The 8,691-nt window shown below is 36.3% G+C and carries 5 protein-coding genes and 1 pseudogene; 2 read left to right on the plus strand and 4 right to left on the minus strand.

The window, feature by feature from the left end:
• Window positions 1–1,099 precede the first annotated feature (1,099 nt).
• A complete protein-coding gene (locus B1748_RS09145) occupies window positions 1,100–2,767 on the minus strand; it encodes a DUF262 domain-containing protein (protein WP_087567580.1) in 1,668 nt (555 codons plus the stop codon).
• Between the two features lie 293 nt (window positions 2,768–3,060).
• On the opposite strand from B1748_RS09145, the gene B1748_RS09150 reads away from it, so the two are divergent.
• On the plus strand, window positions 3,061–3,537 hold the full coding sequence (locus B1748_RS09150; protein ID WP_087567581.1) for a hypothetical protein: 477 nt from the start codon (window positions 3,061–3,063) through the stop codon (window positions 3,535–3,537).
• Between the two features lie 328 nt (window positions 3,538–3,865).
• Here the strand turns inward: B1748_RS09150 and B1748_RS37970 are convergent.
• Window positions 3,866–4,204, minus strand: a pseudogene (locus B1748_RS37970) (nuclease domain-containing protein); the annotation flags it as partial.
• On the opposite strand from B1748_RS37970, the gene B1748_RS37975 reads away from it, so the two are divergent.
• On the plus strand, window positions 4,191–4,349 hold the full coding sequence (locus B1748_RS37975; RefSeq protein ID WP_087567605.1) for a DNA methyltransferase: 159 nt from the start codon (window positions 4,191–4,193) through the stop codon (window positions 4,347–4,349). The pseudogene B1748_RS37970 and the gene B1748_RS37975 overlap by 14 nt on opposite strands.
• Window positions 4,350–4,489: 140 nt before the next feature.
• On the opposite strand, the gene B1748_RS09165 is transcribed toward B1748_RS37975, so the two are convergent.
• Both B1748_RS09165 and B1748_RS36375 read right to left on the minus strand, forming a co-directional pair.
• Entirely contained in the window at window positions 4,490–7,090 is a 2,601-nt protein-coding gene (locus B1748_RS09165) for a hypothetical protein (protein WP_087567583.1), read from the minus strand.
• A 278-nt stretch (window positions 7,091–7,368) separates the two neighbouring features.
• Window positions 7,369–8,247: a hypothetical protein gene (locus B1748_RS36375; RefSeq protein ID WP_143810273.1), complete on the minus strand. Its 879-nt coding sequence runs from the start codon at window positions 8,245–8,247 to the stop codon at window positions 7,369–7,371.
• Between the last annotated feature and the right edge of the window lie 444 nt (window positions 8,248–8,691).

Below are 8,691 nucleotides of genomic sequence, written 5' to 3' on the forward strand. Positions count from 1 at the left end.
TACTATTATTAAAATCTTTTTGTGTTACTGAAATATCTTCACTCTGAAATAATATAGACGCATAATAATCTTTTTCTTCAGGATAATAGTGCATCATATTTTCCGTTGAACCTTTGTCCAACACATCAAAATAAGATGGAAAGGAAAAATCAATTCCACCCCAAGTAATCGTTTGGTTGGATTTTGTGTCGAATCCACTTACATTTCTACCACTTGATACTCCGCTTGCCTCCGTGACTTCAGAAGCGGATGCATTATTTTCTGCTCTTGTGCTTATGCTTGAACTTGACGGTGTTTTTGCTTCATGCCTATTCGAATCTACCGAACATCCCAATAATGTAATAATAAAACACGCAATAAAAATGCTGATTAATTTTTTCACTTCGTTCCTCCCCGACTTATTACTATCCATTTCTCCAAACCTCATAGAAAACTCCATAACCGTAGAATATACGTAGAATCTGATCCACCAACTGCAATTCCCCTAAGTCCTTTCTTAATTTAGCAGTTGTTATTCATCCAAAACAGCACCCATAATACAAATAATTATACTTATTTTTCATGTAGTCTTGAACTGAACTGCCAGTTAACTTAATAAAGTGTCGTCAGTCTAAAACTTTATGTTCTCCCGACAGTAAGATTCAATCATCCACTTATCCTAAAAATACGACTGGTCGGGGCGATAACGGCGTTTTATACATCAACATTTGAACATCATCTGCACTCATTGACAAGTCGTCTCGTATTGAACGAATTGTTTTTGTGCAAGTCTTATCATTTTTTGTGCTTTTCGTTTTTTGAAAAAAGTAATTACATTGCTTATGATGGTTTTCATATATTCCGCTCCTGCCACTTTACTCTTTTGGGGGATATTGGGCAAAGTTTGACTTGTAGGTAAATCATATCACACCGTAATAGTGACGTGTACCCACATACGACACGAATTCTCTGAATTATGATTCCAGCGACCTTATCATTTAGAACGACAAAAAAAATCATTGTTCGTAAGACTCATCCCTAACCCCATGCACCCTACAATATAATTGAAAATAATAAAGAAGGTATGCTTTATAACGCATACCTTCTACAAAACCAAAGTTTACACACTTTGCTCATATGCTTCTTCCTGTTCCGTTGGTAGCACTAACAGACTGGTATCATCAATGGCTTGTGGAATTATTCTCTTTTGTAGTTCTTTACTCACGATGGCTGCTCTAGCTTCAAAGAACTTTTCATAATCATTAGACCAGATCCCGAAACCATCAATGTTGGTTATTAAATGAGTTTTCATTGTCTTTTCGAGTTCAGCGTTCTTTTTCTTGAATTTAGCCATGTACTTAGCTGGGGCTTGAGCGCCGATCTCACGTTTGTTTAAATAATCATCGACAATTGTTATGTTTAAAACATGGTTTATATAAAATTCTTCCTCCCCTTTTTTCTTCAAATATGCCCTTGGGAAGAAATGATGATAGTTCTTACTATTGGCTTGCTTCAGCCAATAATTACTGATGTTTACAAGGGAGCCATCAACAAACGATTCTGGCTTTTGGAAAGCATACAAACACAGAATAGCTTTAATAAAACTTCTACCAGCACTAAACCATCCATTATCAACTAAGAACTTCTCTGTTGTATTAATGGGCCAATCATACTTGGGTAATTCATCATTTAAGATCAGATCAATTCGACGAATATCCTGTGAGATTTTACTTTCAAGACCAGAGGAATATCTACCTGAGAGCGACACTCGCCAGAAAAAATCTTGAAGACGTTTTTGCATATCCCCCGTTGGTTTATCGGGGTGGTGGAAAAAGAAATATGCAAACGGAATCACAAGTCCATTATAAGGAAGTAATTGCGAAACTGGAATACGGTAGAATGATCTGAAATATTCTACTGTGCTATGAATTGCACTTACTGCTTGATCCCAAACAGTTATAAATTGGTCCTTGTTTAACTTCAAGATCACTTTCTTTTGGATCTCTTTCTCTAATATCGCCGAAACGGTTTGAAGTACAGTAGCATCAGATATTGTTTCATAATCCATGGGCTTAAGATCTTCAATTAAATCATAATATTTTTCTGACAAGTCGAAATCACGATCGGCATCAAATGTTTTTGCAATCATGATTTCGAAAACTGATAACGGCTTTCCTCCGACGTTAATGCGAGTGAAGATTTCTGTTGCAATATCAATTGGGGCTTCTTTAATCTGTACAATCGAATAGTTATATGACTCGATTCGTCTTTTGTATTCTTCGAGTTGTTTAAGGTATTGTACTGGAAATTGAGCAAGCAAGGATAGGCCACCATATAAGAGATCCGTTAAACGTATGTATGAATGTTCGTCTTTATCGGTTACATCTAAGGTGACAATTTGATCATCTTCTGATGCATTCAAGTCTAAATAAATTTCAGAATAATCATCGATCTTCCCGCTCTCGCGATGAATCTTCGCTCCTTTCAGGCTTGCAAATAAGCTCGTTAAACGCTGTTGACCATCGAGAACGAAACTTACAAACTCCCCTTCAACTGGATCAGGCAATTGAATATTCCCCAGATTCCTAACTGCTCTTAGACGATCTTTCGTGCGCCAAAAAATAAAAGTTCCGATCGGATACCCTTTTACTATACTGTCCATTAACTGAGCTGACTTTTGAATATCCCAAACAAAATCGCGTTGGAATTGTGGTATCTTTATTTGTCCCGTTTCAATTTCATTAATAATCGCTGAAAATGTTTTTGATTGAGGCTCAGGTAGCATCATTTGTGTTCACTCCTCGGATTTCGCCAGTTTTCACTGGTTCATATTAGGAAAATAGACCCTTATTCAATAATGCAATAGCGAGGAAATTTCTTCAAGCTTTCATTCTTTATTTACGAGCTATAATAAATAAGGTATTTTCAATACATAATTAAAGAAAATGCGAAAGCCGAAGTAATCATTGACAGGAACGAGAGAACTTTGCCTACAACAAAACCAACAAGTTTTTATAGCAGTTGAACGGATCACATTCAGTTGGTATTCTTTAACCAACTAGTGGAAACGGAGTGGAGTACATGACCATAACCAAGAATCATGAAATCGATCACGTAACAGTGGGAATCAATTGGAGTAGAGAGTGGTTGTTGTCCTTAGGGGGATGTTCAATCAAAACATCTAAAACTTATTATGTACTTGGATCAGCAAACATGAAAAATATTGGGGTTAGAATTATTCCGAGAGATCACCACAAGGATAACGCCTTTGAAGTATCCACTATTAAGCTCAAAGAATACGAACGCTTTAAGTCTGATTTCAAGCAACACGACGTAGATGAATGGTATGTGCTTATTGTTAGAACGCATCGCATGCCAACTATCATGCCGACGTGGGAGTATTCGAGTGTTTTATCATATTTCATTTTGTTACCTGAAGCATTAATTTATCATCAATTCGTTTCAAAGGCCGCGAGAACAATTAATATCGGATATACACCTGCCCAAAAACAACGTTGGTCTGAGCTAGGAGCGCAATATTCGCCACTCTTTACTTGATACATTCTTAGAATTACAATTTCCGAATTATCAATTTAGACAAAATTAAAAGGGGTAAGCATTATAGCTTTCCCCTTTTATAATTACATTAGCGTTCTTTTTTGTTCTAATTCTACCACTATCTTATGGAGAACCCGCCTGTCTTCTATTCTCCTTGACTAGCATTCATATCAATAAAACCGACCTCTTCTTGGTAAGTGCGCTTTTCGCTCACATATTGATTTATTAGCTTTTCAAGATATTCTTTCAGCAGTTTTTTTCCAATTTCTTTCCCAGGGCGTAAGGGGAATGCACCAACGCTTGGTAGCGTAACTTCAGAACTCCCATATCATGCTCCAGGATAACGATGAAATACTTCTGCCTTGCTTAAATCAGCAGGGTATAGAATAAAAGCGCCTCGGCTACCGAGGATTGAATCACGATACGTATGCATTTTACTTAAATCATCTTGATTAAATGATCTTCCGTCATATCCTATTTGGTCATTTAAAGTTGATGTAGAGGTATCATCATTTTGATTCGTCCAGATGGAATTATTAAGTCGATATTTTGCATCAAAGTGAATCCAATGATCTTGATTGTTTACTTTCAGTAAGATGCTGAAATCTGGCTTATATACTTTCGAATAACTACCCGACCATGTTTCTTGATTAATTGCTGTAAACTTTTTATTAAAAAACCGTGGAAATGGTCCTCACAAATCTTCATTCTCGCCTGAGCTTATTGAAATTCCGATTAAAGCGACTTGCCCTCCGAGCGGTATAGTTCTTGACCCGTTTGCTGGCAGTGGGACTGTTCTTTTGTACGCTTAGCAATTAGGTTTACGATCAATTGGCATCGATATAAGTAAAGAGTATTCTGAGCATATAGTTTCGAATTTAAATGGTCGTTACTCTTCAAATGTGAATATCAATAAATAAAAGATGCAGCCACAACTGGCTGCATCTTTTATTTATTCTGTAATATCCTTTGATAATTTCCCCATGTCAAGGAATTCGAGCTCACGAAGCGAAGGGTCCAAAGCTTTATTAATTATTCGATCGATCTTATCTTTCGTAATCAACCCTGGTTCCTTAAATAGCTCATAAAGCTGTGCCATGAAATTATTTGGAGCTTGGCGCAATTCTTCCTCTTTTTGTCTGTACCAAGTATGCAAATACATTAACAAATCGGATTCAAGAAAAACGGGCATGGCATCATAGTCATCACCTAATTGCTCTTCGAAGTACCTAATCATTCCATCAATCTGAGCACTTCTCAATCTATTGGAAATAAAAATATGCGCCGTCAGTTGATTATCCATTGAATAACTAGCGATGTAATCTGAGTTATTCAATGTGTCCACGTACTCAACAGCTTTACGTTGCTCAGATTTCGTTAAATTGTATCCTTCTGCTTTTCGAGTAAGTTTGCAGTCATAAGAAAATGCAAATTTATGACCAACTAAATTATTTCCTTTCTTTTTACGGTAACTGATTGAGAACACACCCTCAGGAACAGCTTGTCCTTTCATTTCCTGTCCCCATTTGACTGTATTCACAAATATGTCCTTCAATAGGCAGTAAACATCATCTTCAAACTCGGTGTCAGTATATTCTCTGCCTACTTTGGTTGGATCGTCACCAACTTCTTTGGTAATCGAAATATTCGCTTCATAAGCCGCCTTCGCATTAAAGTTTTTCGAACGTAATTCCAGGTCTGCATACAACTTATTAAAATGAGTCTTAGCAATTGTAGATTCGATCGAAAAAACTTCTCCGAAAGTCATTGCCTGTATACATTCATTATTATAGGCTTCAATATCCTTCTCTTGTTTACCTACAAAAATAACAAACAACGGTGTCATTTGCTTAATTAACTGTTTAACCACTCGTCCTGGTATAACCTGGTCAGTAATTAGTACCTGAAGCGGTTTACCGTCCCTTGCTCTTTCGTAATTGTAGAAATTGTATTGATTTGAATTGTATTTTCGAGTTGACTCCTTAAGTACAATCCATTCTTCACCTACACAGATATGTTCAAGCTGATTTCTAACTGCACTGGTTAAATTTTTTATATTTGTCAGGATAGAGCTTGACTTGCTAATGCCAAACTCTTTTTCTTTACAGCTAGGGCACTCTTCTAAAGTCGCGTTCCCCGTTTCAGCTTTATCCTGAAAGCTACATTCTTCATTTAAACAGTAAATCCGATAATCATCTTGAACTGTAAGAAGACCTGCTACTTGAAGCTCCTGTAAAGCCTGCTTCTCCTCGGGCTCCCGCAAAGCATCGGCTGAAGAATTTGTTAGTACATAATTAAAAAGATCCGCTTTGCCCGCTACGAACTTTTCATTAGTAATTTCCTGAAAAAGTGGAATCCCGAATTTTTCTGAAAATTTCTGATTTAATCTTACTTTTGTTGCCTCGTCCATTCGGCTATCATCCATGCTAAAAACGATATTGCCGTTTTCCTTGATTATTGAACGAATTGTCCTTGAGGCCTTTGCAGAATGAACTGACATGTAGGCTATGTCCTTTAGACTCTTAACATTAACAGCGCCCTTTTCATGCGCATCCATTACTGATGGCCAGATATCGATATCTTTAAGTTGAAGTGTAACTTCAGGTGCATTCTTGAGCGGACTTCCTCTAAAGGTAATTCGATCAATTAAAAAATCGTCAACAGGTGTCCCTGTTGCCGTTGTCCCTTGTAAAACCGCTGCTTTAAATACTTTCGCATCGTAATCTCTGAAGACTTCCGATTTTAGTTCCGTTAGAACGGTGTCGAATGTATCTTCTACATATTGTTTTATTCCTTTTCTTTCGCCCAACGTGGCCGCTTTCATTTCTACCGTTTGATTTCCCCAACTGATATCAAACATTAAGGCATTAACTTCTTGGTTACGTACATTTTCTTCAAAGTCAGGGATAGATGTATCGTTTACCCGTTTGTATAGAAGTAGGATCATTCGCTCCTTAAACTGAGCATAGGAGAAAACCCGATATTTATTTTTCCTTCCTGTTTGTTTAAACAGATTGTCACACAGCTTATCTTGATACCCTTTCTCCACGGCAATCTTCTCTGTCTTTGTCTTATTTATTTTCTTGTCAGAGCCTTCAGCCTCGGCTGACAGTAATGAACCCGATCCTTTCACACTCCATAAATGAAAAGTATAAATTTCGTATAATAGCGCAGGTGATTCCATATAGAGTGAAAAAAGTTGTGCTGTCGGTGTTTCATAAATCTTTTCTTGTCCTTTGGTGTGTAAATCATAATATTGAATGATTGTATTTTTTCGTCGATTCGTAAAATCCCTGAGCAAACTAACTAGAAGTTGCTTTTCCGAATCAATAACTAACATGCCCTCTATAAGTTGTTCTTTATTTAAATCGGCAATAGGCAACGACAAAGCGCTCGATAGTTCACCCAGCTCTTTAGCACTTATGCTTGTCAGTGTGATTCTGAACTGTTCCTTACCCTGATTGTTGTGAAGGGCATCGAACCTCACTTGAAGATTTCTCCAAAAGGTCGGATTTATATTATCTAAATTTCTAAATAGCTTATTGTTGGACATCTGTACCCCCAATTAATAGATGTTCTTGTTTGCATTACCCAATATTTCAACTATAACACATCCTTTTTCACGGTCAACGCAAACACACATTCTCTAAAATCAATTCAAATAAGCCACGCTGAAGGCGTGGCTAATTATTACCCTATAATACTATTTCAGTTTGACCCGACTGTTTGGTTCTACTCCCATTTTAGTCACCTAACAAATTGAAATATCATACTCAATAATTGCAATTGCTTTTATTAAAAATCAACTCTTGGCCGTACGATACACGTAATCTAATCGTTGATTATTCCATCGGACAATATATGTACAACCATAAATCCCTCGTCTTGTTTACCTTCAATATTTTCAGGTTCAATAGATCGGGTAAACGGAAGTGCTCTCTCAAAGATTCCTTTATCATAATTTGGATTAGTTAAATAGCCTAAAAGCCTTTCTATCCGAGGATGGTTATCAAGAAGTAAATTACTCTTTCCATAATACTCCTCTTTCGCCCATTCAAAAACATGATCGATAGCTCTAGTCCAATCATCATTAATAGGATAAATTAATTCCCTTCCAGCATTTAAATTCAATAAGTCCAATATTTCATTTATAAAATCCACTCTTGTATTAGATGAATTTAGACCAATATGAGGTGTCGCTGTACTTAGTAGCAATGGATCTTGCCCAGATGTATCTATAAATAAGTATCTTGCACCATTATGTGGACGAGGTCCAGGTAAATTAAACTTATTCGGAGTTGTAGCATCAGCAATTTTTTTTGTTGAAAAACTAAATTCTGGCCAACTAGTATACAAATCCAATTGACATTTATTTATAGAAGCATTGAGTAACTTGGCTTGTAATAACAATGCGTGGGATGTACTTTTGTTATTGGGTCTTCTAGTTGTATGAATGAATAACAGATCCCCAAACTCTATACCACTCTTGCAATATCGGGATATAGGAAGCACTAGAGGTGATTTATGTATAAATAAAGAGTACATTTCAATGTTTGCATGTTTTCCATGAAAAATTGACTTCCAACTATCTCGTAGATAACATAAATGTCTATGTATATTTTCCAATATTTTTGGTTCAGATTTACCTGGCGATGAATTACACATATTATTGAAGTAAGTTTCTGTCGCTGTATATAAACTATTACGCATCGTCGAGTCAATTATCACCTATTCCATCCCTTTCTTGTCTACTTAAATAATACTCTGCTATTTTAGTAATTGAATTCGATATTTTTTTTTACTTCTGAGTAAATGTACATTATTTCACCATTCAGATTAACCGCACCCACTTCAGGAATAGTCATCTCAATGTTAATAAATGAATCCGTTGTTTCGTAATTAAATGACACATTCCCATGCGAGATTTCACTTGTATTGCGTTTAAATTCGTTAAGCATTAGAGACGGAACACCTTCATGTACAAGAAAGTTCCTAATCTGATTAACCCGTTCTATCACGGGTTCTTCTCTCTCCTTCTTTCGAAACTTCAAACTAACATCGATACGATTGCTAAATTTATCTACTACATTAAGAAGATTATCTGCACTAGCGTTGCATCAAAGCTTACACTTCAAATATAGTTTCATAAATTAG

This window comes from Paenibacillus sp. MY03 (assembly GCF_002165585.1).
In the GTDB taxonomy this organism is placed as follows: Bacteria; Bacillota; Bacilli; order Paenibacillales; family Paenibacillaceae; genus Pristimantibacillus; species Pristimantibacillus agaridevorans.

Excerpts from the sequence above, each read along its gene's own strand:
- B1748_RS36375 (WP_143810273.1), bottom strand. The coding sequence starts at position 8,247 with ATGCGTAATAGTTTATATACAGCGACAGAAACTTACTTCAATAATATG.
- B1748_RS09165 (WP_087567583.1), bottom strand. The coding sequence starts at position 7,090 with ATGTCCAACAATAAGCTATTTAGAAATTTAGATAATATAAATCCGACC.
- B1748_RS09145 (WP_087567580.1), bottom strand. The coding sequence starts at position 2,767 with ATGATGCTACCTGAGCCTCAATCAAAAACATTTTCAGCGATTATTAAT.
- B1748_RS09150 (WP_087567581.1), top strand. The coding sequence starts at position 3,061 with ATGACCATAACCAAGAATCATGAAATCGATCACGTAACAGTGGGAATC.